The 21,176-nt window shown below is 72.8% G+C and carries 20 protein-coding genes; 14 read left to right on the top strand and 6 right to left on the bottom strand.

The genetic code is table 11. The features are described from left to right. Nucleotides 1-39: 39 nt before the first annotated feature. From purL to O7598_RS28950, 4 genes are all read left to right on the top strand, one after another. Nucleotides 40-2,961: a phosphoribosylformylglycinamidine synthase subunit PurL gene (gene purL, locus O7598_RS28965; protein WP_442929902.1), complete on the top strand. Its 2,922-nt coding sequence runs from the start codon at nt 40-42 to the stop codon at nt 2,959-2,961. 10 nt (nt 2,962-2,971) lie between these two features. Beyond that, complete coding sequence (locus O7598_RS28960) at nt 2,972-3,721, top strand: 2-phosphosulfolactate phosphatase (RefSeq protein ID WP_442929944.1); 750 nt, start codon at nt 2,972-2,974, stop codon at nt 3,719-3,721. Nucleotides 3,722-4,071: 350 nt separating this feature from the next. Next, the gene (locus O7598_RS28955) at nt 4,072-5,472 is read left to right on the top strand and encodes a helix-turn-helix domain-containing protein (RefSeq protein WP_269694357.1); all 1,401 of its coding nucleotides are present in this window, start codon (nt 4,072-4,074) and stop codon (nt 5,470-5,472) included. Beyond that, entirely contained in the window at nt 5,472-6,026 is a 555-nt protein-coding gene (locus O7598_RS28950) for a GNAT family N-acetyltransferase (protein WP_269694356.1), read from the top strand. The genes O7598_RS28955 and O7598_RS28950 overlap by 1 nt, the downstream gene beginning before the upstream one ends. Nucleotides 6,027-6,077: 51 nt before the next feature. Here the strand turns inward: O7598_RS28950 and O7598_RS28945 are convergent, their stop codons facing one another. Beyond that, nucleotides 6,078-8,339, bottom strand: a complete 2,262-nt coding sequence (locus tag O7598_RS28945; protein WP_269694355.1) for a carboxypeptidase-like regulatory domain-containing protein — start codon at nt 8,337-8,339, stop codon at nt 6,078-6,080. 190 nt (nt 8,340-8,529) lie between these two features. Between O7598_RS28945 and O7598_RS28940 the strand changes: the two genes are divergently transcribed. From O7598_RS28940 to amcA, 5 genes are all read left to right on the top strand, one after another. Then, on the top strand, nt 8,530-8,853 hold the full coding sequence (locus tag O7598_RS28940) for a sterol carrier family protein (RefSeq protein ID WP_269695019.1): 324 nt from the start codon (nt 8,530-8,532) through the stop codon (nt 8,851-8,853). Between the two features lie 168 nt (nt 8,854-9,021). After that, nucleotides 9,022-10,539, top strand: coding sequence for an amidophosphoribosyltransferase (gene purF, locus O7598_RS28935; RefSeq protein ID WP_269694354.1), 1,518 nt, complete (start codon nt 9,022-9,024; stop codon nt 10,537-10,539). A gap of 56 nt (nt 10,540-10,595) precedes the next feature. Continuing rightward, the gene (gene purM / locus O7598_RS28930; protein ID WP_269694353.1) at nt 10,596-11,750 is read left to right on the top strand and encodes a phosphoribosylformylglycinamidine cyclo-ligase; all 1,155 of its coding nucleotides are present in this window, start codon (nt 10,596-10,598) and stop codon (nt 11,748-11,750) included. A gap of 127 nt (nt 11,751-11,877) precedes the next feature. Continuing rightward, on the top strand, nt 11,878-12,969 hold the full coding sequence (amcB, locus tag O7598_RS28925) for a cyclophane-forming radical SAM peptide maturase AmcB (RefSeq protein ID WP_269695017.1): 1,092 nt from the start codon (nt 11,878-11,880) through the stop codon (nt 12,967-12,969). Continuing rightward, nucleotides 12,950-13,162, top strand: a complete 213-nt coding sequence (gene amcA, locus O7598_RS28920; RefSeq protein ID WP_091062220.1) for a multiple cyclophane-containing RiPP AmcA — start codon at nt 12,950-12,952, stop codon at nt 13,160-13,162. The genes amcB and amcA overlap by 20 nt, the downstream gene beginning before the upstream one ends. A 148-nt stretch (nt 13,163-13,310) precedes the next feature. On the opposite strand, the gene O7598_RS28915 is transcribed toward amcA, so the two are convergent. Continuing rightward, nucleotides 13,311-13,523, bottom strand: a complete 213-nt coding sequence (locus O7598_RS28915; RefSeq protein ID WP_091062223.1) for a DUF3073 domain-containing protein — start codon at nt 13,521-13,523, stop codon at nt 13,311-13,313. 299 nt (nt 13,524-13,822) lie between these two features. After that, the gene (locus O7598_RS28910; RefSeq protein ID WP_269694352.1) at nt 13,823-14,905 is read right to left on the bottom strand and encodes a Glu/Leu/Phe/Val family dehydrogenase; all 1,083 of its coding nucleotides are present in this window, start codon (nt 14,903-14,905) and stop codon (nt 13,823-13,825) included. A 176-nt stretch (nt 14,906-15,081) separates the two neighbouring features. On the opposite strand from O7598_RS28910, the gene O7598_RS28905 reads away from it, so the two are divergent. Both O7598_RS28905 and O7598_RS28900 read left to right on the top strand, forming a co-directional pair. Next, nucleotides 15,082-15,921, top strand: a complete 840-nt coding sequence (locus tag O7598_RS28905) for a hypothetical protein (protein ID WP_269694351.1) — start codon at nt 15,082-15,084, stop codon at nt 15,919-15,921. Nucleotides 15,922-16,177: 256 nt separating this feature from the next. Continuing rightward, entirely contained in the window at nt 16,178-16,387 is a 210-nt protein-coding gene (locus tag O7598_RS28900) for a BldC family transcriptional regulator (protein WP_007073996.1), read from the top strand. Between the two features lie 57 nt (nt 16,388-16,444). On the opposite strand, the gene O7598_RS28895 is transcribed toward O7598_RS28900, so the two are convergent. Then, entirely contained in the window at nt 16,445-16,843 is a 399-nt protein-coding gene (locus O7598_RS28895; protein ID WP_269694350.1) for a PPOX class F420-dependent oxidoreductase, read from the bottom strand. Between the two features lie 53 nt (nt 16,844-16,896). Between O7598_RS28895 and O7598_RS28890 the strand changes: the two genes are divergently transcribed. Next, the gene (locus O7598_RS28890; protein WP_269694349.1) at nt 16,897-17,676 is read left to right on the top strand and encodes a class I SAM-dependent methyltransferase; all 780 of its coding nucleotides are present in this window, start codon (nt 16,897-16,899) and stop codon (nt 17,674-17,676) included. A gap of 52 nt (nt 17,677-17,728) precedes the next feature. On the opposite strand, the gene O7598_RS28885 is transcribed toward O7598_RS28890, so the two are convergent. Beyond that, entirely contained in the window at nt 17,729-18,016 is a 288-nt protein-coding gene (locus O7598_RS28885) for a hypothetical protein (RefSeq protein ID WP_269694348.1), read from the bottom strand. A gap of 165 nt (nt 18,017-18,181) precedes the next feature. On the opposite strand from O7598_RS28885, the gene O7598_RS28880 reads away from it, so the two are divergent. Both O7598_RS28880 and O7598_RS28875 read left to right on the top strand, forming a co-directional pair. Then, nucleotides 18,182-19,039, top strand: a complete 858-nt coding sequence (locus tag O7598_RS28880) for a 3-hydroxyacyl-CoA dehydrogenase family protein (RefSeq protein ID WP_269694347.1) — start codon at nt 18,182-18,184, stop codon at nt 19,037-19,039. Then, nucleotides 19,036-19,779 carry an enoyl-CoA hydratase/isomerase family protein gene (locus tag O7598_RS28875; RefSeq protein ID WP_269694346.1) on the top strand — a complete coding sequence of 248 codons (744 nt, stop codon included), beginning with the start codon at nt 19,036-19,038 and terminating at the stop codon, nt 19,777-19,779. The genes O7598_RS28880 and O7598_RS28875 overlap by 4 nt, the downstream gene beginning before the upstream one ends. Before the next feature lie 56 nt (nt 19,780-19,835). Here O7598_RS28875 and O7598_RS28870 read toward each other — a convergent pair whose 3' ends face one another. Continuing rightward, nucleotides 19,836-21,170, bottom strand: coding sequence for an ABC transporter substrate-binding protein (locus O7598_RS28870; protein ID WP_269694345.1), 1,335 nt, complete (start codon nt 21,168-21,170; stop codon nt 19,836-19,838). Nucleotides 21,171-21,176 lie beyond the last annotated feature (6 nt).

Below are 21,176 nucleotides of genomic sequence, written 5' to 3'. Positions count from 1 at the left end.
TCGCGTGAGTGTGCGGAGCGAGCGCAGCAAGGAGACGTCATGACCACCCATCCGGAGCCGACCCTGCTCCAGGCGCAGGGCGTGGTGCCGCAGACCGGCCCGACCGAAGACTGGGCGCCGGGCGTGGACACCGTGCAGCGCGCCGGTGGCACGCCGGAAGAGCTTCAGCCGTACGCCGAGCTGGGGCTCCGCGACGACGAGTACGACCGGATCCGGCACATCCTCGGCCGCCGGCCCACCCAGGCCGAGCTGGCCATGTATTCGATCATGTGGAGCGAGCACTGCTCCTACAAGTCGAGCAAGGTGCACCTGCGCCAGTTCGGTGAGAAGGCCCCGCCGAGCGACCGGCTGCTCGCCGGCATCGGGGAGAACGCCGGCGTGGTCCGGGTCTCCGACGAGCTGGCGGTGACCTTCAAGGTCGAGTCGCACAACCACCCGAGCTTCGTCGAGCCGTACCAGGGCGCGGCGACCGGCGTCGGCGGCATCGTCCGCGACATCCTCGCCATGGGCGCCCGCCCGGTGGCCGTGATGGACCCGCTGCGCTTCGGCGCGGCCGACCACCCGGACACCGCGCGCGTGCTGCCCGGCGTGGTGGCCGGCGTCGGCGGCTACGGCAACTGCCTCGGCCTGCCCAACATCGGCGGCGAGGTCGTCTTCGACCCCTGCTACCAGGGCAACCCCCTGGTCAACGCGCTCTGCCTGGGCGTGCTGCCGGTCGACCGGCTCCAGAAGAAGGACGCCACCGGCCCGGGCAACGTGGTGGTGCTGATGGGCGCCCGGACCGGCCGCGACGGCATCGGCGGCGTGTCCGTGCTGGCCAGCGCCACCTTCGACGAGGGCAGCGAGCAGCGCCGCCCGTCCGTGCAGGTGGGCGACCCGTTCATGGAGAAGCTGCTCATCGAGGCGTGCCTGGAGCTGTACGACGCCGAGCTGGTCGTCGGCATCCAGGACCTCGGCGGCGCCGGGCTGACCTGCGCGCTCACCGAGACCGCCGCCTCCGCCGGCACCGGCATGCGGGTCTGGCTGGAGCGGGTGCCGCTGCGCGAGCCCTCGATGGAGCCGCACGAGATCCTGGCCAGCGAGTCGCAGGAGCGGATGCTGCTGGTCGTCACGCCGGAGAAGCTGGAGGCGGTGCTCAAGACCGCCGAGAAGTGGGGCGTGTGGGCGACCGCCATCGGCGAGGTCACCGCGCCGGCGCCGGACGGCCGGCCGGGCCGGCTGGTCATCACCTGGCGCGACCAGCTCGTGGTCGACGTGCCGCCGGGCTCGCTGGTCGACGACGGTCCGGTCTACGCCCGCCCGATGCGTGAGCCGGCCGACCTGATCCTGCTCCAGGCCGACCGGGCCGAGACGCTGCCCCGGCCGAGCACCCCGGAGGCGCTCCGGGAGACCGTGCTCCGGATGATCGCGTCGCCGAACCTGGCCGACAAGACCTGGGTGACCGAGCAGTACGACAGGTACGTGCTGGGCAACACCGTGCTCGCCCAGCCGGAGGACTCCGGCGTGATCCGGATCGACGAGCGGAGCGGCCTCGGCGTCGCCCTCTCCGTCGACGGCAACGGCCGGTACGCCCGCCTCGACCCCTACCAGGGGACGAAGCTGGCGCTCGCCGAGGCGTACCGGAACGTGGCCGTGACCGGTGCGAAGCCGATCGCGGTGACCAACTGCCTCAACTTCGGCTCGCCGGAGGACCCGGGCGTGATGTGGCAGTTCGCCGAGGCCGTGCGCGGCCTGGCCGACGGCTGCCTGGAGCTGGGCATTCCGGTCACCGGCGGGAACGTCAGCTTCTACAACCAGACCGGTGCCGCGGCCATCCACCCGACCCCGGTGGTCGGCGTGCTGGGCGTGCTCGACGACGTCGCCCAGCGGGTGCCGATGGGCTTCGAGCCGCGGTCGGGCGGCGACCACGACCAGCTCTTCCTGCTGGGCGAGACGCACGTCGAGCTTTCCGGCTCCGAGTGGGCCTGGGTGACCCACGAGCACCTCGGCGGCATCCCGCCGCAGGTCGACCTGGCCCGCGAGCGGCAGCTGGGCGAGCTGCTGGCCGAGGCGGCCCGGGTCGGGCACGTCAGCTCCGCGCACGACCTCTCCGACGGTGGCCTGGCGCAGAGCCTGATCGAGTCCAGCCTGCGTCGAGGCGTCGGCGCGCAGATCGCGCTGCCGGAGCACTTCGCCGAGGGCTCGATGCCGTTCGTCTTCCTGTTCAGCGAGTCCGCCGGCCGGGTGCTGGTGTCGGTGCCGCGCGGGCACGAGAAGGCGTTCACCGCCCTCTGCGGCGAACACGGCGTGCCGTGGGAGTTCATCGGCGTCACCGATCCGGCCGGCGGCGCGCTGGAGGTGCGCGGCCAGTTCCGGATCGGCCTGGACGAGCTGCGCGAGGCGCACGGCGCGACCCTGCCGCGTCTCTTCGGCGACGTGGAGGCGGCTCGGGTGGAGGTGGCGGCGACCCGCACCGGCACCACCACGGTGCTTCCGGCCACCGCCGAGCAGCCGGTCGGCGTGGAGCCGGCACAGGTCGACGCGGAGCCGATCGCCAAGACCGGCCGGACCGCGGAGGCCGAGGTTCCGGCCGACCGGACCCGACCGGACACCGCTACCGCTGCCGCCCCGGCCCGGTCCGTCCCGGCGACCGACGACACGTCCGCCGAGCCGGCGACGCCCGGGGCCGAGGCCACGGACGTGGCTCGGGGCAGGGCCGAGGCCGAATCCACCGGTCCGGCTCCCGTCGCGCCCGAGGCGACGCGCTCCGGGTCCGCGCCGGCAGGCACGCCGGGCCGGCACACCTCGGCGCGGGCCGAGGCGGCCCCGGCCACGGGCACCCCGGCTTCGGCCACGGACACCCCGGCCGAGGCGACACCCACCGGCGGGCCGAGCGAGACGACCGATGCGACGACCGGCCCGGCCGGCACCCACCCGGCCTCCGGTGAGCCCGACCAGCGCCCGGCGCCGGACCAGCGCTGAGGCCCTGACCTTGGCGGTCTTCGCGCAGCCCGGCGCCGGTGCCCGGTTCGACTGGGGGCTGACCGGGGCGGCGGAACTCGGCCGGGTCTGCGCCGCCCTGGTGGTGGTGGACGTGCTGTCGTTCACCACCGCCGTGGAGGTCGCGGTCAGCCGGGGCTCCCGGGTGCACCCGTTCCCGTGGGGCGAGCAGGCCGCCGAATACGCCCGCCGGATGGGCGCCGTCGCCGCCGTGGGCCGCCGGCAGACCAGTCCGGAGCACCCGTGGTCGCTCTCCCCGGCGGCGCTGCGGACCGCGCCGGTGCTCGCCGACCTGGTGCTGCCGTCGCCCAACGGCTCGGCGATCAGCGCCGCGGCGAGCGCCACCGGGATGCCGGTGGTCGCCGCCTGCCTGCGCAACGCACGCGCCGTCGGGCGTTGGCTCCGCAACCAGGGGTACGGGACGAACGACGCCCCGGTGGGCGTGGTGGCTGCCGGGGAGCGCTGGCCCGACGGGTCGCTGCGCCCCTGCGTGGAGGACCAGCTCGGGGCGGCATGCGTCCTGGACGCGCTGGCCGGGGTGCCCGGCGGTCTCTCGGTGGAGGCAGCCATGGCGCTGGCCGCGCTGGCCAGCACGCCGGACGTGCCGGCGGCGGTCCGGGGCTGCGTGTCCGGCCGGGAACTGGCCGAGGGCGGCTTCGCCGAGGACGTCGTGATCGCCACCGAGGTCGGCGTCTCCGACGTGGTGCCGGTGCTCCGCCAGGGCTACTTCACCGCCGCCTGAGGTCCGCCCGCCACCCTCAGCGTCGATCTTGGGCTTGTGGCACCCCAGATGTCGCTTATGCGCCCCTCCGTCAACGACCACAAGTCCAAGATCGACGCTGGTCGCCCGGCCCGCCTCGCTCGCTTCGCACCGCGCAGGCGCGGATATACGCGCCACGCATACCGTCCTGCCGCGAAGCGGATTGAATGGTTAGGCTCGATTTCGGACACAGCCACCCGCGTGGAGCGAGGTCGCCGGTGACATACGCCAACTGCCCCCGCTGCGGCGGACGCCTGGCTCGCGACAACGACAGTGGACGCTGCGCGCCCTGTCAGGCTGCCGAGCGGGACCGGTTGAGCAGGCCGCCAGTGGTGCCGGCGTCGTTCTGGGAGCACGAGCCGGTGCGGTTGGCGTTGGCCGGACGGCATCTGGGCCGGGCCATCCGGGCGTACCGGAATCATCCGTACCAGGGCCGGAGTCCACTGCCGCAGAGTGTGGTGGCAGCGTGGCTGGGGATCACGCAGGCGCAGTTGAGCCGGGTTGAGAACGGGCCGCCGATCGTTCACCTTGATCGCCTCATCCACTGGGCGCGGTTGCTCCGGATTCCGTCATCGCACCTGTGGTTCACTCTGCCCGGCCAGCTGTCAGCGATGCCGACGGCCATCGAAGGGTCGGACCACGACTCCGCCGAAACCCTGGAGACAGCTGGGGCGGCGCACCCGCCGGTCCCGGCGGATGCCGCGACATCGGCATCGGAACGAGGAGGTGGCACCACGGACCGCCGACAGTTTCACGCCCTGGCCGCACTTGCCGGCATCGCCGCGACCGGCTTCCACGACCTGCTTTCCGCACCTGCCGAGGCCCCTCGCAGTGTCGGCATGGAACAGGTGCGCTACGCCGGTTCGCTGGTGGAGCAACTCCGTCAGGCCGACGCGGTGGCGGGCGCCGACCAGCTCTACGACATCGCCGTCCGGGTTCATTCGCGCCTGTCGTCGTGGGCAACGAAGGCCACGTACAGCCGGGAGGCCGGCGAGGCGTTGCAGATCGCGCTGGCCGACCTCGCGATCGCGACCGCCTGGCTCGCCATCGACTCCGAGAACCGGCCGATGGCCCGGCCGTACCTGAACGAGGCGATCACCCGCGCCCGCATCGCCGACGACCCGCGCCTGGAGGTTCTCGCCTTCGCCCAGCTCGCGCTGCTCGTCCGGGACGACCATCCCGCCGAGTCGTTGCACAGCGCGCAAGCGGCGCTGCGGGCCTCGGCCGGGTGGGGCACGCCGAGGCTGGCGACATTGGTCCACCTGCGGACGGCGCACGCATTCGCCGCCCTGCGTGACGTGAGCGGTTTCAGCCGGGCGATGACCAAGGCCCGCCGCGAGTTCGAGCGCGGCACCAGCGAGGACGACATGCCGTTCCTCCACTTCGTCACCGCGCAGGAGGTCCAAGGCATCGAAGGGCTGTCGTATCTCGCGATGGGTCGGGCCGAGCGCGCGGCGGACGCGTTCCGCGCGACAACCGAGAGCACCCCACCGGCGTTGCGTCGGAACCGGATCTACTACACGGTCCAACTCGCCGACGCGCAGTGCCGGCTCGGCGATGTCAACGAGGCCGCGCGTACGGCGATGGCCGTGCTGCCGGACCTGAGCCAGGTGAGTTCCGGGCGGGTGTGGCGGGATCTCACCCGGCTCAGGTCGAGCCTGACGAAGACCCGGCAGCCAACCGCCACGAGCCGCGAGTTCATCGACGCGTACGACCAGGCGGTGAGCCGGTAGTGGGGGACCTCGACCTCCGTCACCACACCGCCGCCGAGGCCACCCCGCTCGTCGACGACCTCGTCGCGGTCTACCGACAGGTGTACGCGAACGGCGGCGAGTTCCACAGCGAGGATCGTTACCGCCGCCAGCTCGCCGCCCACATGACGCGCGACGGGTGGAACCTGGTCACCGCCACGGCGGGCGGGGAACTGGTCGGATACATCTACGGCTTTCCGCTGCCCGCCGAGACCGGATGGTGGGCGGGAATCGAGCCGCCCGTACCGTTCGGGTTCGCCGAGGAGACAGGGCGACGCACGTTCGCCGTCAGCGAACTGCTCGTGTTGCCCCGGTGGCGGCGCCAGGGCGTGGCGCGGGCACTGCACGACCAGCTTCTGGACCGCCGTACGGAGGATCGCGCCACACTTCTGGTGGACCCGGAGAACGATGTCGCTCGACGCGCCTACGATTCCTGGGGATGGCGGCACGTCACCCACCTGACGCCGTCCTGGGATGACGCACCGAGATTCATGGTCCTGGTCCGGCAGCCGTCTCCCGCGGAACCAGTTACCTGACGACGATGGCCGCCCGCGGATCGCGGGCGGCCATCGCGGTGCAGGTGTGGGTCAGTCGTCCAACCAGTCCAGACGCCGTCCGCCCCGGTCGGGCTGGCCGTCCGGGCGGGCGCGACCGGCCTGGGCCGGGTCGTCGTTGTGGTATCCGTCCTGGTTGTCGTAGCCGCCACCGCGCTGCTGCGGCGGCTCCTGGCCGTATCCGCCCTGCTCGCCGTAGCCGCCCTGGCCGTAGCCACCCTGCGGCGACTGACCGTAGCCGCCGCGCTGGTCGTATCCGCCCTGCTGGCCGCCGTCGTAGCCGCCGGCGGGCGCGTTGCCGTAGGCACCGTCGTAGCCGCCCGGCTGCCGCCCGTCGTAACCGCCGGCCGGGTTGGCGTCGTAGCCGCCGGTCGGCGCGTCGCCGTAGCCGCCGGACTGCCGGGTGCTGTCGTAGCCGCCGGCGGCGTTGTCGTAGCCACCCGCCGGGGCGTTGTCGTATCCGCCGCCGGGCCGGGTGCCGCCGTAGCCCGGGGCGTCGCCGTATCCGCCGGTCGGGGCGGCGTCGTAGCCGCCGGCCGGGGCGTCGCCGTAACCGCCGCTCCGGGCGGCGTCGTAGCCGCCGGCCGGGGCGTCGCCGTAGCCGCCGGTCGGCGCGTCGCCGTAGCCGTCCGACTGCCGGCCGCCGTCGTAGCCGGCGGGGGCGTTGTTGTAGCCGCCCGACGCGGCGCCGTAGCCACCGCCGTAACCGTCGCCCTGCTCGGCGCCACGGCCGTACTGCCCCGGGGCGGCCTGGTCGTAGCCCTGGCCCTGCTCGGGCTGGTAGGTGCTGGTCGGGTACGGGTCGGCTGCGGGCGCGTACTGGGTGCTGTCACCGGTGTAGCGGCCGGTGGGCTCGTCGAAGCGCTCGTTGCCGTAGCTGCCGCCCTGAGCCGGCGGGTAGCCGGCCGCTCCGGCTGCCCCGGCCGCTCCGGCTGCGTAGTCCGGGCTGCCGTAGCCGGGGCCGGAGGCCGGGCTGTTGCCGTAGCCGCTGCCCGAGGAGGGCGCGTTGCCGTAGCCGTTGTTGCCGCCGTAGCCGCCCTGACCGGGCGCGTCCTCGCCGTAGCCGTAACCGGCCTGGCCCGCCCCGACGCCGTACCCGGTGCCGGGCGGCGCGCCGTACGGGTCCGGCGGGACGTCGTCCACGACCGGGCGCTGGAGCATGGTCGGCGCCTCGCTGAGCGCGGCGCCGCCGACCATGGTCGGCGCCGGTCCGGCGCCCATGCCGTTGACCACCCGGGTCTGGTCGTCCGCGCCCCGGTAGGCGCCGCGCGCCGCGGGGATCGCGCCGGCCGCGGCGGCCCCGCCCGGGCCACCCGGACCGAGCGGCCCACCCGGGCCGTCGCCGTCGGAGTCGCCGTCCTCGTTCTTGCGGCGCATGTAGAGCAGCACGATCGTGCCCACGCCCACGGCGACGAAGAGGCCGCCGAGCAGGATGAGCAGCCACGAGCTGAAGCCGCCGGAGTCCTCGTTGGCGGTCGGCTGCTGGGCGGCCGGCGCGTCGGAGGTGGCCGCCTCGGTCGCCTCGTCCTCGGTCACTTCCTCGGACGGCGGGGCGGACTCGCTGGCCGACGGGGTCGCGCTCGGGCTCTCCGACGCCTTGACCGCCACGCTGATCCGCAGCCCGGTGACGGACTGGCCGGCGTTGGCGTTGATCGACTTGGTGCCGGGCTCGGCGCCCTGTGTGGTGGCGCCGAGATCGAGCCGGCCCGGCGCGATCGGGTTGTCGGCGGAGCCGCTGAAGCTGAAGTTGCCGCTGCCGTTCGCGTTCGTCCGGCGCTCCTTGCCGGCGCTGTCGCGCAGCATGACGATCGCACCGGAGATCGGCTCGCCGTTGGAGTTGACCACCTTGCCGGAGACCGTCTTGACGGTCTGCGGCTGCTGCGGCGGCGGCGGGGCGGCCGCGCCCTTGACCGTGACCCGGAGCTGACGGCCGCCGTCACCGGTGACCGTGATCCTCGCCTGCCGGCCATTGGCGTCCGGCGCGTTCCCGGCGGCGGACAGCGTCAGGCTGACCTGCTTCGCCGGCTGGCCACCGAAGTCGATCGGCCCACAACCCCCGCAGGTCACGCCGTCTGGCAGACCGGTCACGTCGATGTCGGCGGACGTCTCGCCGTCACCCAGCCGGACCAGGACGTTGACGGTGCTGCTCTTGCCGGCCTCGACCGTCACGGAGTTGTCGGCGGTGACGATGTTCGCCGCGAGGGCGGGTGTGGCGGGGACGGTGAGCAGCGCGCCGAAGACCAGCGCCACGACCACACCGGCCCGATGCTTCCAGGCACGTCGGTGTGTTGACACGTCCACCGCCTTCCGGGTCTGATCTCCCCGCCGGCCGGTCCGGCCGGGTTGATCACTCACGGTACGAATTACGCCGTCGGCAACTATGCCTTGTCTGACCGGATCATCTCTACCCAGGGCCGGCGTCGGGCGGCCTTCTGCCGGGTCGTATCGTCCCGTCGTGTCCTCTCCGCACGCTTATTCCGACTCGGTGCTCGCCGCGCTCACGGCGCTGGACGGGGGGCGTACGGCCGAACGGCCGGTGCTCCGGGAGGCGGTCCGGACGCTCTTGGCCGCCCTCACGGAGCGCGCCCCCGGCCGATCGGTGGAGGTGCGCGTCCCACCATACGGCGCGGTGCAGTGCGTGCCGGGGCCGCGACACACCCGTGGCACCCCGCCGAACGTGGTGGAGATGGACCCGGCCACCTGGCTGGCGGTCGCCACCGGACGCCTCGGGTGGACGGAGGCGGTCACCGAGGGTCGCGTCCGAGTGTCGGGGAACCGGGCCGACCTTTCCGCGTACCTCCCGATTTAGTCGGCCGGCGCGACCGGTTCGGGTCACGCTCGGCGGACATGTCGTGACTGTCGGTGGCGACGCCTGTTCGCGTACACTGGTGCCCGACGACGGTCCCGGCCCACCGTGCGGAGCTGCCCCCCGACTCCGCCAGGCCAGTCCAGACCCCCCAGCACGAGGGAGCGGCAGGTGCCCCGAGGCGATGGCCGGCTGAGCCACGACCTTGACCCCCAACGACCCGGCCCCCAGGACGCGTGCGGCGTCTTCGGTGTCTGGGCGCCCGGGGAAGAAGTCGCCAATCTGACCTACTTCGGGCTCTACGCCCTGCAGCACCGCGGTCAGGAGGCCGCGGGCATCGCGGTCAGCGACGGCTCCGGGGTGGTGGTCTACAAGGATCTCGGCCTGGTCGCCCAGGTCTTCGACGAGCCGACGCTTGCGAGCCTGCGCGGGCACGTCGCGATCGGGCACGCGCGCTACTCCACCACCGGCGGCTCGACCTGGGAGAACGCCCAACCGACGATCCGGGCCACCAGCGCCGGCACGACGATCGCGCTGGCCCACAACGGCAACCTGGTCAACACCGCCGACCTCCAGCGCGAGGTGTCCGCCCGAGGGCTGGACTCCGACGGGTCGAGCAACGACACGTCGCTCGTCACCATGCTGCTGGCCAGCCGGCCCGACCTCTCGGTCGAGGCCGCCGCGCTGGAGGTGCTGCCGCAGCTGCGCGGCGCGTTCAGCTTCGTCTTCATGGACGAGTCGACGCTCTACGCGGCTCGCGACCCGCACGGCGTGCGCCCGCTGGTCCTCGGCCGGCTGGAGCGCGGCTGGGTGGTGGCGAGCGAGACCGCCGCGCTGGACATCGTCGGCGCGAGCGTGGTCCGCGAGGTGGAGCCGGGCGAGCTGATCGCCGTCGACGAGGACGGGCTGCGGTCCAGCCGGTTCGCCGCGCCGGAGCCGAAGGGCTGCCTCTTCGAGTACGTCTACATCGCCCGCCCGGACGCCACCATCGCCGGCCGGAACGTGCACGCCGCCCGGGTGCAGATCGGGCGCCAGCTGGCCAAGGAGCACCCGATCGAGGCCGACCTGGTGATCCCGGTGCCGGAGTCGGGCACACCGGCGGCCATCGGCTACGCCGAGGAGTCCGGCATCACCTACGGCCAGGGCCTGATGAAGAACCCGTACGTCGGGCGCACGTTCATCCAGCCCTCGCAGACGCTGCGCGCGCTCGGGGTGCGGCTCAAGCTGAACCCGCTGCGGCAGAACGTACGCGGCAAGCGGCTGGTGGTGGTGGACGACTCGATCGTCCGGGGCACCACCCAGCGGGCCATCGTCCGGCTGCTGCGGGAGGCGGGCGCGCTGGAGGTCCACGTCCGGATCTCCTCGCCACCGGTCAGCTGGCCCTGTTTCTACGGCATCGACTTCGCCACCCGGGCCGAACTGCTGGCCAACGGGCTGGACAACGAAGGCATCCGGCGGTCGATCGGCGCCGACACGCTGGGCTACGTATCCCTGCCCGGTCTCATCGCGGCGACCGAGCAGCCGAAGACCCGGCTCTGCCGGGCGTGTTTCGATGGGGAGTACCCGATCGAACTGCCGGCCGGGAACCTGATCGGCAAGCACGTGCTCGAGGGCGTGGGTCGCCGGGTCGTCGCCGAGGCGGCCGAGCCCACCGGCCCGCTCGTCGCCACACCGACCCACCACCCGTAGCACCACCGACGCGGGTCCGGCCGATCCGGCCCCGCGGGACCACAAAGGGGAGAACCGTGACGCACGTGTCCGAGCGCAGCGGCGCAGGATCCAGCCCGACGGGCGCCGGCGGCGACCGCCAGCCCTGGTCGGCGGGGTCCGGCCGGACGCAGCGCAAACGCTCGGTCTCGTACGCCGACGCCGGGGTGTCGATCGAGGCGGGCGACCGCGCGGTCGAGCTGCTCAAGTCCAAGGTCAGGGAGACCCGGCGCCCGGAGGTCATGGGTGACCTGGGCGGCTTCGCCGGCCTGTTCCGGCTGGACACCAAGAAATACAAGAGCCCGATCCTGGCCTCCTCCACCGACGGCGTGGGCACCAAGCTGGTGATCGCCCAGCAGCTCGACATCCACGACACGGTCGGCATCGACCTGGTCGCCATGGTCGTCGACGACCTGGTCGCCTGCGGCGCCGAGCCGCTGTTCCTGCTCGACTACATCGCCACCGGCGAGGTCGTGCCGGACAAGGTCGCCGAGATCGGCGCGGGCATCGCCGACGGCTGCCGCTACGCCGGCTGCGCGCTGCTGGGTGGCGAGACCGCCGAGCACCCCGGCGTGCTGCGCCCGGACGAGTACGACATCTCCGCGACCGGCGTCGGCGTGGTGGAGGAGAGCGACATCCTCCGCCCGGAGCGGGTGGAGGTGGGCGACGTGGTGATCGCGATGCGCTCCTCCGGTCTGCACTCCAACGGCTACTCCCTGGTCCGGCACGTGCTGCTGGGCGCCGGCCGGATGCGGCTGGACGTGGTGATCGACGACTTCGGTCGCCAGCGCACGCTGGGCGAGGAGCTGCTCACCCCGACCAAGATCTACGCCCAGGACTGCCTCAAGCTGATCGCCGAGGCCGAGGTCCGGGCGCTGGCCCACGTGACCGGCGGCGGCATCCCGGGCAACCTGGTCCGGGTCCTGCCCGAGAACGTCGACGCGGTGGTCAACCGGTCCACCTGGAAGCCGCAGCCGATCTTCGACCTGATCCAGTCCAAGGGCCGGATCGAGGACCCGGAGATGGAGGCGACGTTCAACATGGGCGTCGGCATGTTCGCCATCGTCTCCGCCGAGGACGCCGACCGCGCGCTGGCCACGCTGACCGGCCGGGGCGTCGACGCCTGGCAGGCCGGCGAGATCATCGAGGGTTCCGGCAACGTGCAGATGGTCGGGCAGCACACCCGGGGCTGATGATCACCCTGCGTTGATCATCCGGGCACCTGATCGGGGGTTCACCCGAGTGGTCGCCTCCGCCTAGCCTGAAGGTTCGGTTTTTTCAGGCGGGGGAGGGTCGATGGCTGCGCGCGCACCCGGGGGAATGCGAGGCATCGCCTCCGTTCCCTCCTACGTGGTGATGCAGCCGACCACGCTGTGCAACCTCGACTGCGCCTACTGCTACCTGCCGCTGCGCGCGGCGGACCGGCGAATGCCGGTGGCGGTGGCCGAGGCGGTCGCGGCGTCGGTGAACCCCTGGGCGGCCCAGGGCCGGTGCTCGGTGGTCTGGCACGGCGGTGAGCCGCTGGCGGCCGGCCGGGAGCACCTGGCCGCCCTGCTGGCCCCGTTCGGGCCGGAGGTCGAGCACCACGTGCAGACCAACGCCACGCTGATCGACGACGCCTGGTGCGCGTTCTTCGCGGAGCACCGGGTGCGGGTCAGCGTGAGCGTGGACGGCCCGCGGGCACGCAACGCCGAGCGGGTCACCCGGGGCGGCCGTCCCGCGTACGACCGGATCGTGGCCGGGGTGGCGGCGCTGCGCCGCCACGGGCTGCCGTTCTCGGCCCTCGCGGTCGTCTCCCGGCCGGAGCCGGGGCTGGCGGCCGAGTTGTACGGCTACTTCCTCGACCTGGGTTGCGAGGTGCTGGGCGTCAACATCGAGGAGACCGAGGGGGTCAACACCCGGACGAACGCGCGGGACGCGACCGCGGTGACCGGCTTCTGGGCCGAGTTGGTCGCGGCCTGGCGTCGGGATCCCCGGATCCACCTCCGCGAGGTGGAGTGGTCGTTGCGGTACGCCGGCGCGGTGCTGGCCGGCGCCGCCGACGACCTGCTGCCCCGCCGGCTCGACCCGATCCCCACGGTCGGCCACGACGGCTCGGTGGTGGTGCTCTCACCCGAGCTGGCCGGCTTCACCGACCCTCACTACGGCGACTTCGGCAGCGGGAACGTGCTCACCACCCCGCTGCGGGAGATCCTCGTCGGCGCCGGGCGCACGCCCTGGGTGGGTGAGTTCCTCGCCGGCGTCGAGGCGTGCCGGGCGTCCTGCCCGTACTTCGGCTTCTGTGGCGGCGGGCATGCCGCGAACCGCTACTTCGAGCAGGGGCGGTTCGACGGTACGGAGACCGAGCACTGCCGCAACAGCAAGATCCGCCTATTGGAGGGAGTGTTGGAGCATGCCCGAGATCACCAGTGACACCGACCGGGACGTGGTCGCCGACCGGGTGCGGGAGGCCGCCGCGGGGCTGTCCGCGCTGCTCCACGAGGCCGAGGCCGCCCGCCTGCTACGGGCGGAGGTGTCGGGTTCCGACGGTGCCCACGCGGTGTGCGCGTGGAACCACTTCGAGAACATCCCGACGTTCTACAACTGGAACAACCGGCCACGCTGAAGCGACGGTCCCGTGATCAGGGACCTGCCGGCGCGGCCGGGGAGGCACCCGGTGCGGCAGGTCCCTGATCGTCGGATGTGCGCCGGCTCCGGGGTGAGCACATGCGTGAGCACGCGGGTGTTCCCGCGTGCTCAGATGTGACCGGAGGTCAGCGGGTCGGACGGGCCCAGGGGTCCGGGTCGTCGTCCGCGTGGTCCTCGTCATCGTCGTCGACAAAGTTCTTGTCGTCGTCGAAGTTGTGCTCAGACTTTCCACTACCCGCCAGTTCACGCTGCAAGGCGGTTAGGTCGGTGTTCGGGGAGTGGTACTTCAACTCCCGGGCCACCTTCGTCTGCTTGGCCTTAGCACGGCCGCGCCCCATGGCTCGACCCCCTCGCACAGAATGCGGGGCAGCCCGAAGGCGGGCCCCGATGACGTCAGGCATCTCTCGTGGCTCTTACGGTACATGGGGATGCCGCCGTTCGGCACCTCGGGTCACCGTCGACCGGCCTTGCGCGTCGCAGTGTTCCGGCTGTCACCCAGTGTACCCGGTAAGGGGTGCTGACCGAGACCGGCCGTGACAGCCGGCAAATCGGCACGAAGCCACCGATGCCCAGCTTAACGCCCCAGCGAGGGTTGCGCGGCCCGGGGGCGGAGCCGGCGGCCCGCCCCCGGGAGCCGTCAGCGCAGGTGGATGGCGCGCAGCCGACCGACCTCGGCCATCCGTCGCTCGGCGAGCCGGTCAGCCGCGACCGCCGGCGGGACGCCCTCGTCGTCGGCGAGCCGCAGGATCTCCCGGGTGGTGTCGAAGATCCGGGTGGCGCGCAGCTTGGCCCGGTCGAAGTTGAAGCCCTCGATCTCGTCGGCCACCTGGATCACGCCGCCGGCGTTCACCACGTAGTCCGGGGTGTAGAGGATGCCCCGGTCGGCGAGGACCTTCTCGATGCCCGCGTGGGCGAGCTGGTTGTTCGCCGCACCGGTGACCACCTTGGCCCGCAGCACCGGCACGGTGTCGTCGTTCAACGCGCCGCCCAGCGCGCACGGGGCGTACACGTCGATGTCGGACGCGACCAGCGCCGCGGTGTCGTCGACCAGGGTGACCTGCGGGTGGGTGGCGCGCACCCACTCCTGGGCGCGGGGGTTGACGTCGGTCGCCACCACCTCGGCGCCGTCCTCCAACAGGTGCGCGGTCAGGTACTTGCCGACCTTGCCCAGACCGGCCACGCCGACCCGCCGGCCGGACAGCGTCGGGCTGCCCCACACGTGCTCGGCGGCGGCCCGCATGCCCTGGTAGACGCCCCAGGCGGTGAGGATCGAGGAGTCGCCGGCGCCGCCGTGCTCCACGCTGCGACCGGTCACGTAGCGGGTCTCGCGGGCGATCACGTCCATGTCGGCGACGTAGGTGCCGACGTCGCAGGCCGTGTAGTAGCGGCCGTTGAGCGACTCCACGAAGCGGCCGTACGCGCGCAGCAGGGCCTCGCTCTTGAGCTGCTCGGGGTCGCCCCAGATGACCGCCTTGCCGCCACCGAGGTCGAGGTTGGCCAGGGCGTTCTTGTATGCCATGCCGCGGGAGAGGTCGAGCACGTCGGCGAGGGCGTCGGCCTCGCTGGCGTACGGGTAGAACCGGGTGCCGCCCAGCGCGGGGCCCAGCGCGGTGGAGTAGATCCCGATGATCGCCTTCAGGCCGGACTGCTTGTCCTGGCAGAACACGACCTGTTCATGACCCGTGGATCCCGGGTCGTCGGTGGTGGCGAATACGCCCATGGCTGACTCCTGTGTCGGTGTGCGCCCTTGTGGGGCGCGGAACCCTCGGTGGCACGCCGGCGGGATGCTGCCGGTGTCGTTGAGCCTAATATCGGCCGGAACCGTACTGTCGCCCCCGTCACGTCGCCGGTGTGACGGCGGCGACGGACGGTCCCGTCTCGTGGGAGGATCGCGCCGTGCCGTCGCTCTTCGCTTCATACCTGCGCGTGTACGAGCCGCTGACCGCCTTCGACCGGGACCGGCAGTCGTACTGGCGCCGGTACGTCAGCGAGGGCCGGGCGATCGCCCCGCTGGAGGGGCCGGGCCGGCAGCGGACCTCGGTGATCGAGGCGCTGGGCGCGGGGTGGACCCGGCTGCCCGACCTGCCCGACGAGGCGTACGTCCTGGAAGCCGACGACACGCTGCTGGTCTGCCCGTGGAACCTGCGGATCCGGGTCGCCGAGGCGGCGCTGAGCGCCCGCGACGGCGTGCCCCCGGTGCTGGCCGACGCGTTCGTGCCGCCGGTGCTGGCCGGGCAGGCCAAGGCCGTGGTGGAGGACTGGCGCAGCGGGGCGCGGGTGCTGGAGCACGGCGTGCCGCGGGTGCACGAGCAGGTCGCCACCTGGGGGGTGCCGCTGCGCTGGTTCGTGCTCTTCGAGGCCGGGGAGCGGCACCTGGTCACCGACCCGGAGCGGCGGGCGCTGCGCTACCGCACCGAGATCTCGAAGGCGCGTCGACGCTCGTCCCGGGCGCTGTCGGTGCTGCGCAAGTCGGTCGGCGAGGCGCCGATCACCGAGGCGGTCGAGGAAGCCGCCCGCTGGCTGGAGGAGTTCCACCCGCGCTCGGTGGTGGAGCTGGACTACGGCGGCCTGGTGCGGCTGCTGCCGGACGAGGCGCTCACCGAGGACGACTCGACCGAGCTGGTGGCGACCGGTCTGGCCGGTCTGGCCCGGGGCGAGGCGGAGGAGGCCTCCGCGGCGTACGACAAGCTGGTGGCCCGCTGGCGCGCGGTGCAACTTCTGGAGCGCTGCAACTGACGCCCGGTTTGTACCTGTTCGGGCTAGGGGATACGAGACTGTCTCGTAGTTGACGCATCACGAACCGTGATCATGAGTCCGAATAAGGTAGTTTCTGCGGCATAAAAGTCGTAAAAATCGGGCATGGTTCATCCGTCCGTCTAGGGACCTTCAGCCGTTCGGCCCATGTCGGACATCGGGGACTAGCCGGACCATGGGAGACGCGTCGGCCGGCGGGACCCCGGCCGATGTCTATACATGTGGAGGAGTGACCCCGATGGCATCGCGAACGCACGAACCAGAGCCGCTACTCACACCGGCCGAGGTGGCGTCGATGTTCCGAGTCGACCCGAAGACGGTGACCCGGTGGGCCAAGGCTGGCAAGCTCAGCGCCATCCGGACCCTGGGCGGCCACCGCCGTTACCGCGAGTCGGAGGTACGGGCCCTGCTGCAGGGGCAGATCCCCCAGCAGCGTCAGGGAGACTGACGAACCGGAGTTTTCCAGCTTTTCGATCAAGGGCGGTCGGCCGACGGGCCACCGCCCTTAATCATGCCCGGGGGTTGCTCCGTCCAGCACGATCCGCAGCCCCACCGTGCCGCTCTCCCCCCGACGCAGCCGGCTGCCCAGCAGGCTCAACCGGCCGATCAGCCGGTACTTGTGCTTCAACAACCCCCGCACCCGGCGGCTGCTCTCCGGATCGTCGATGGTGGCGTGACCGGGCACCGCCTCCCCGTGCGGCCGGCCGCGCACGTCGCACGGCGCCACCGTGACCCGGCCGTCGCGCCGGATCCGCTTCACCTTGCCGGAGTCGGACACCGTCCACACCGCCAGCGCGTCGCCGTCGCGCACCGCCCACACCGGCGTCGGCACCGCCCGACCGTCCTTGCGGAATGTGGTGAGCAGGACGTACTTCTCCGCCGCGAGGCGATCCAGGTCGGTCACGCCGCCCAGGATACGGCCGCGACCGCGACCGCGAGCCCGGATAGCGTGCTCCCATGACCAGCGAGCCCACGATCGGCGACGTGTTCGGCGAGATGATCCGCGACGCGTACGCGGTGGCGACCGGCGTCGGGCCCCGACCGATGGCCGGCGGACGACTGCCGCGCCCGGTCATCGAGATCATCGAACGGGACGACGGGCTGGTCAACGGCGCCCCCGCCGGTCACTACCTGGATCCGCCCGAGCGGTGGCAGCCGCACGACCACCGGGCGGTGGACCGGGTCCACGGGCACGTGCTCGACGTCGGGGTCGGCGCCGGCCGGATCGCGTTGCGCCTGCAGGAACGCGGCGTGCCGGTCACCGGCCTGGACACCTCGCTCGGCGCGCTGCGGGTCAGCCGCCACCGGGGCGTACGCGAACTGGTGCACACGACGGTCGACGAGCACGTCGCCGACGGCCGGCGCTACGACACGTTCCTGCTGCTCGGCAACAACCTGGGCCTGTTCGAGGGACGGGAGCGCGCCCCCGCGCTGCTGGCCGCGCTCGCCGCGCTGGCCCGTCCCGGCGCACGGGTGATCGCGCACGGCACCGACCCGTACGGCACCACCGACCCGGTGCACACCGCCTATCACGAGGCGAACCGGCGGCGGGGCCGGCTGGGCGGGCAGCTGCGGCTGCGGCTGCGCTACCGGCTGCTCGGCACCGAGTGGTTCGACTACCTGGTGTGCTCGCCCGACGAGTTCGCCGAGCTGGTGCACGGCTCGCCGTGGCGACTCACCGACGTGGACACCACCGACCATCCCTACTATCTCGCCACGCTCGCGCTCAGGCGTTAGGAAGGGGCCCCTCCTATCGCGTAGGCGATAAGAAGGGGCCCCTCCTTACATCTCAGACCTGGACGGTGGGCGTCGTCTCCTCGGGCGGGAGGCCGCCGTCGCCGTCGACCACCTCGTCCGGCGTGCCGTCCTCGTCGATGTCGACCATGGTGATGTCCACCTTGCCGTCGCCGTCGGTGTCGAACTGGAACAGGTCGGCCTTGCCGTCGCCGTCGGTGTCCACCACCCACACGTCGGTCTTGCCGTCGTTGTTGGTGTCCGCCCGAAGCAGGTCCACCCGCTCGTCACCGCGCGTCTCGACCGTCTCGGTGCCCTGCGCGCTCTCCGGTGCCTGGCTCATCTCGTTCCTTCCTTCGGCGTTGACGGCGGTCTTTACCCCGTCCGGCCGGCCCCCACGCATGCCCGGCGGTCCCGCCCTGCATAGGGTCGCATCCAGGATCGAGCGAGCGGCCGGCCCGGCGCGGCGGAGACCCCGCGCGCCACCGGTAGCGACGAGAGGGCAGCGATGAGTGGTCGTTTTGTGGTCGTCGGAGCCGGCACCATGGGCCTCGGCATCGCGTACGTGGCGGCCGGCGCCGGGTACGCGGTCGAGTTGGTCGAGGTCGACCCGGAGCGGGGCGCCGACGCCGTCCGGCGCCTCGGCGAGCTGTGGGACCGCGCCGTGGGGCGGGGCAAGTTGACCGCGGAGGCGGCCACCGCCAACCGGGTCCGGGTGACCCTGCGGACCGGCCTGGCCGAGGTGGCCGAGGGGCCGGACGTGATCGTGGAGGCGGTGCCCGAGCGCCTCGATCTCAAGCGGGCCGTGCTGCGCCAGGCCGAGGGCCTGCGGCCGGCGCTGCTGGGCAGCAACACGTCGAGCATCCCGATCGCCGAGCTGGCCGACGGGCTGGCGCGTCCGGCGGACTTCCTCGGGCTGCACTTCTTCAACCCGGTCTGGGCGATGACGCTGCTCGAGGTCGTGGTCGGCCCGGCCACCGCGCCGGAGACCACCGAGGCGGCGGTCGCGCTCGCCGCGCGGCTGGGCAAGGACCCCGTCGTGGTACGCGACATGCCCGGCTTCGCCACCTCCCGGCTCGGCGTCACGCTCGGCCTGGAGGCGATCCGGATGGTGGCCGACGGGGTGGCCGCGCCCGCCGACATCGACAAGGCGATGGTGCTCGGCTACCGGCATCCGGTCGGCCCGCTGGAGCTGACCGACCTGGTCGGACTGGACGTCCGGCTCGACATCGCGCGCACCCTCCAGGCCGCGTACGGGGACCGGTTCGCGCCGCCGCCGCTGCTGGTGGAGATGGTCGCCGCCGGTCGGCTGGGCAAGAAGTCCGGTCAGGGTTTCTACACCTGGGAAGGCGGCACGAAGAAGTGAGCGGGCTGCGGATCGAGGAACTGCCGGACCGGCTCGTGGTCACGCTGGACCGGCCGGAGAAGCGCAACGCGATCGACGCCGACCTGGTCGGCGAGCTGCACGCCGTCTGCGCCGAGCTGGAGGCGCGGCCCCGGCTGATGCTGCTCACCGGCGGGACGGCGGGCATCTTCGCCGGCGGCGCGGACATCGCGCAGCTGCGCGAGCGCGGCCGGCTGGACGCGCTGGCCGCCATCAACCAGGGCGTGTTCGCCCGGATCCGGGCGCTGCCGCTGCCCACCGTGGCGGCCGTCGACGGCCCGGCGCTGGGCGGCGGCGCCGAACTGGCGTACGCCTGCGATCTTCGGGTGTGCACGGACCGGGCGGTCTTCGGCCAGCCCGAGGTGCGGTTGGGCATCCTGGCCGGCGCCGGCGCGACCTACCGGCTGCCGGCGCTGATCGGCGAGGCCCGGGCCAAGGAGCTGCTCTTCACCGGCCGCCGGGTGGACGCGGACGAGGCGCTGCGGATCGGCCTGGTGAACCGGGTGGTGGCCGAACCGGCGGAGCTGCTGCCCACCGCCCACGGCCTGCTCGACGAGATGGCGAAGGGCTCGGCGCTGGCCCTGCGCCTGACCAAGCTGGCGGTGGACGCGCCACCGGCCGCGCACCCGCAGCTCGACCTGCTGAGCCAGGCGGTGCTCTTCGAGGACGAGGAGAAGCACCGGCGGATGACCGAGTTCCTGGAGCGCCGCCGGCCGCGCTGAGTCACCACGGCGAGGGCCGCACCGGATCCCCGGTGCGGCCCTCGATGCGTGGCGGCTCAGTCCCTGATCTGCACCCCGGCGTCGGCCAGCGCGGTGATCGCCCGCGCCGACTCGCCGAAGCCGATCACCAGCACCGCCTCCGGGCCGAAGCTCTTGATCTCCTGCGCGATGCCGGTGAAGTCGACGGGCGTCTTCGGGTCGGCCGGCGGCGTGTAGGTGAGCAGCTTGAGCCGGTCCGCGCCGACCCCCGCCTTCTCCAGCTCGGCCCGGACGTTCTCCTGGAGGCCCTCGCCGTAGGAGTCCTTGCGGGCCAGCAGCACGATCTTGCGCGGCCCGTCCCGCAGCATCACGTCCGCCAGCGCGCGGCCCTGGAGGCTGTCCGGCGGCGCGGTGCGGAAGTAGAGGCCCTTGTCGTCGACGGCGCTCAGCCCGGCGTCGGTGTTCGACGGGGAGAAGAGGATTCGCTCGGCGGCCACCACGTCCGGCAGCACGGCCCGGGAGATGCCGGACGCGCCGGCGCCGATGATGATCGAGACACCCTGGCCGACGTGCGCGGCCACGGTCGCCTTGGCCACCGCCGGGTTGGTGCCGTCGTCGCCCTCGATGAACTTCACCGGCTCGCCGAGCACCCCGCCGGCGGCGTTGATCTCGTTGAGCGCGAGCGTGACCGCGGCGGCCATCGGCGGGTACGCCAACGCCAGGTCACCGGTCTTCGGCAGCAGGCCGCCCATCACCAGCGGCGCGTCCTTCGCCTTCCCGCGGGCCTTGCGGCCGCGCGGCGGGGCCTTGCTGCTCGCGCCCGACTCCTCGCCGGCGCCGACGAACTCGGTCTTCCCGTCGTCGAGCTGCTGGTTGTCGAAGTGCAGCGTGCCGTAGCTCGCGGTCGCCGGCTCGCCGGTGTCGGTGAAGCCGGCCCGGGTCAGCGACACACCCCGGTATTCCAGGTCCTGACCGGCGCGGGCGAGCTGGAGGCAGGCCGCCACCTCCTCGCAGCGCTGGCCGCCGGCGGTCACCCCGACGATCTGCTGGGCGATCTCGCGCGGCGCGGTGGTGCCGGCGAGCTGGGTGGCCAGTGCGCTGATCACCACGGCGTCGTACGACTCGGCGGCGTAGAGGAAGTCGTTCAACTTCGGATCTACGTTGCGTAGCCGTTCCTTGAAGCTCTCCGGCAGCGGCGTGAGCGGGGTGGTGCCCTTCATGCCGTTGACGAGATTCGCCCGGTCCTTGAGTTCCGCGGCGAAGGAGTTCTGCATGTTGCCGTCGGTGCCGTAGAGGCGGACCTGGGTGGTGCCCGCGTCCTTCGGCTCGTCGCTCCCGCAGGCGCTGGTAGCGAGCAGGAGCACCGCGCAGGCCGTGGACAGGGCCGCGCGCGACGTGCGATTTCCAAGCATGGTCGT

It is taken from the genome of Micromonospora sp. WMMC241 (assembly GCF_027460165.1).
GTDB classification, from domain to species: Bacteria; Actinomycetota; Actinomycetes; order Mycobacteriales; family Micromonosporaceae; genus Micromonospora; species Micromonospora humi.
This window is presented reverse-complemented; position numbering and strand designations above follow the sequence as displayed.

What these genes read in the sequence shown, in the direction of transcription:
- O7598_RS28915 (WP_091062223.1), bottom strand. Translation starts at nt 13,523, where the DNA reads ATGGGGCGCGGCCGTGCTAAGGCCAAGCAGACGAAGGTGGCCCGGGAG.
- O7598_RS28885 (WP_269694348.1), bottom strand. Translation starts at nt 18,016, where the DNA reads ATGAGCCAGGCACCGGAGAGCGCGCAGGGCACCGAGACGGTCGAGACG.
- O7598_RS28910 (WP_269694352.1), bottom strand. Translation starts at nt 14,905, where the DNA reads ATGGGCGTATTCGCCACCACCGACGACCCGGGATCCACGGGTCATGAA.
- O7598_RS28900 (WP_007073996.1), top strand. Translation starts at nt 16,178, where the DNA reads ATGGCATCGCGAACGCACGAACCAGAGCCGCTACTCACACCGGCCGAG.
- O7598_RS28880 (WP_269694347.1), top strand. Translation starts at nt 18,182, where the DNA reads ATGAGTGGTCGTTTTGTGGTCGTCGGAGCCGGCACCATGGGCCTCGGC.
- amcB (WP_269695017.1), top strand. Translation starts at nt 11,878, where the DNA reads ATGCGAGGCATCGCCTCCGTTCCCTCCTACGTGGTGATGCAGCCGACC.
- O7598_RS28890 (WP_269694349.1), top strand. Translation starts at nt 16,897, where the DNA reads ATGACCAGCGAGCCCACGATCGGCGACGTGTTCGGCGAGATGATCCGC.
- amcA (WP_091062220.1), top strand. Translation starts at nt 12,950, where the DNA reads ATGCCCGAGATCACCAGTGACACCGACCGGGACGTGGTCGCCGACCGG.
- purL (WP_442929902.1), top strand. Translation starts at nt 40, where the DNA reads ATGACCACCCATCCGGAGCCGACCCTGCTCCAGGCGCAGGGCGTGGTG.
- O7598_RS28870 (WP_269694345.1), bottom strand. Translation starts at nt 21,170, where the DNA reads ATGCTTGGAAATCGCACGTCGCGCGCGGCCCTGTCCACGGCCTGCGCG.